Source organism: Psychromonas sp. (assembly GCF_983033635.1).
Genome location: NZ_CEZLMY010000287.1, coordinates 1 through 2811, shown reverse-complemented (window position 1 = coordinate 2811; position 2811 = coordinate 1). Strand labels below are relative to the sequence as shown.

Genomic DNA, 2811 nt, shown 5'->3' with positions numbered 1-2811 from the left:
AACACTTGAAAAGGGAATAACCATTCTCATCATGTTGCGTCTTGTTCTAGCATCCAGGCGAAGCTCTGAATTTGCATCTTGAAATAGTTTGGGTATAGCCATCTCTCAACTTGCTGAAATGTGCACTTGCAAGTGATTCGGCTATAAGCGCATTGTTAAAGCGACTCGTTTTCTGTCAAGATCCAGTTCAAGCACTTTAACTTTAACAATCTGCCCTGCTTTTACTACCTGTAATGGATCAGAGACAAATTTGTCTGCCAATTGCGAAATATGCACTAATCCATCCTGGTGAACACCAATATCGACAAATGCGCCAAAGCTGGTGACATTAGAAACCACACCTTGTAAAACCATATCAAGCGATAAATCGGCAAGTTTGTTGATACCCTTTGCAAAGCTAACGGTTTTAAATAATGGACGAGGATCGCGTCGCGGTTTACTGAGCTCATTAACAATCTCTTTAATCGTTAACAACCCGAACTGCTGATTCACCAACTGCTCTATGTTTACTTTATTTAATGAATCTAAATTATTAAGCAGCTCTTTTACCTCTTGATTTTGCTGCTTTGCAATTTTATTAACCAGACTATAGGCTTCTGGATGGACTGCAGAGTTATCAAGCGGATTATTGCCATCAATTATACGCAGGAAACCGGCACATTGCACAAAGGCTTTATCACCTAAACGGGGCACTTTTTTTAATGTCTGACGAGATCTGAAAATGCCATGAGTATCGCGGTAATTTACGATATTCTGGGCAATGGTATTGTTTAATCCGGCAATAAAACTCAGTAGCGAGACTGATGCGCTATTGAGATCAACACCCACTGCATTAACACAATCTTCTACCACTGCTTGTAAACGTTTGCTTAATAACGTCTGGTTAAGATCATGTTGATATAAACCCACACCAATCGCTTTCGCATCAATTTTAACTAACTCGGCCAACGGATCCTGCAAGCGACGCGCGATAGAAACAGCACCTCGTATTGATACATCAAGCTGTGGAAATTCAAGTGAAGCAAGCTCAGAGGCGGAATAAACAGAGGCACCTGCTTCACTGACAATAAGCTGCGTAACCTTTGCTGATTGTTTGCTTAAGCTGTCCCGGACAAAGCTATCCGTTTCACGCGATGCGGTGCCATTACCTATTGCAATCAGGTCTACTTTATATTTTTCTATTAATTTCAGTAACAGAACTTCAGCTTGCTCGGCTTTAAAAACAGGTGCATGCGGATAAATGGTTGCATAATCAAGTAACTTACCCGTTTCATCAATTACCGCCACTTTACAACCGCTTCTAAATCCGGGATCTAAACCAAGCACCACTTTACGCCCGGCTGGCGCGGCCATTAAAAGATCTTTTAAATTACTGGCAAAAACATCAATCGCACTGTCATAAGCCTTTTCTTTTAAAGATGAAATTAACTGCGTTTCTAATAAAGCCGCTAATTTACTTTTCCAGGCTTTTTTAATCACCTCTGCCCGCCAACTATTAGCTGGCAAACTGTTTAGTGAAAAACCTAAATGATTGGCTATCAATATTTCACAATATGATGTTTTACTAGATTTATCCTGCTTTGGATCGGCCTGTAGCTTCAGTTTTAAAAAACCTTCATTTTTACCGCGCACCATCGCCAATAAACGATGTGATGCAATTTTATTTAAACGCTCACTGTAATCAAAATAGTCTTTAAATTTACTAGCAGTTTGATCGCTGCCTTTAACCACTTTACTAACAAGCAACGCATTGCTTAATAAATGTTTTCGTAGTTTTTCCAAAAGCACAATATCACTGCCGATACGCTCAACAAGTATAATTAATGCGCCATCCAAGACCGCTTTAATATCATTAAAACCTTGCTTAGCGTTCAAGTACTTTCTTGCAAGTAACTCTTTATCTGCTTCATCTTGATACCATAACTTATCTGCAAGCGGCTCAAGTCCCGCCTCTATCGCGACTGTTCCTTTACTAATTCGCTTACTTTTAAAAGGCAGATATAGGAGTTCAAGTGCACTTTTATTTACACAAGATTCTATTTGGCTTTTTAACTGACAGGTTAACTTATCCTGATCTGCCAAGGTCTTTAAAATAGCAGTACGACGAACATTTAATTCACGCAGGTAAATTAAACGCGTTTCCAATAAACGAAGTTGGCAATCATCAAGACCTGAAGTGGCCTCTTTGCGATAACGTGCGATAAACGGCACTGTATTTCCGTCATCATAAAGTGCAACGAAAGCGGTAACCTGTTTTGCAGTGATCGATAATTCGCTTGCAAGTGTTTGATTAATTAATGCTGTATTTAAGTTCATCATATTATTTTACTGCTTGTTTTATTTGAATATTTCAACATACTTAGCTGACATTTTACATTAATATTAGGAGTTCTGGATGATCAATTTTGCAGTCATTGGTAGCAACTGGATCAGTGAAAAGTTTGTTAACGCAACCTTAGTGGCTAAACAACTAAAACTCAGCGCAGTTTATTCCCGAGAAATAGAAAACGCTCAGGACTTTGCAGACAAATTTAATGTCAGAAATTGTTTTGATGATCTGCAAACACTGAGTCTCGATAAAAATATCCAAGCGGTTTATATCGCAAGCCCGAACTCTTTTCACTTTGAGCAAACATTACAGATGCTGCAACAGGGAAAACATGTTATTTGTGAAAAGCCCTTAGCATCCAATGCGCAGCAAGTTGAGATCCTTTATCAGGCAGCAATCGATAACAATGTGATTTTATTTGAAGCTTATATGACCAATTTTCTTCCTAATTTCCAACAAGTTAAAAATAATATCTGCAAATT

At 38.6% G+C, this 2811-nt stretch carries 2 protein-coding genes; one reads left to right on the top strand and one right to left on the bottom strand.

The features are described 5' to 3' along the window. Positions 1-141 precede the first annotated feature (141 nt). A complete protein-coding gene (locus tag AC4GME_RS18565; protein WP_490380016.1) occupies positions 142-2319 on the bottom strand; it encodes a Tex family protein in 2178 nt (725 codons plus the stop codon). A gap of 76 nt (positions 2320-2395) precedes the next feature. Here AC4GME_RS18565 and AC4GME_RS18560 point away from each other — a divergent pair. Then, on the top strand, positions 2396-2811 hold a 416-nt coding region (locus AC4GME_RS18560; RefSeq protein ID WP_490380015.1), incomplete at its 3' end, for a Gfo/Idh/MocA family protein.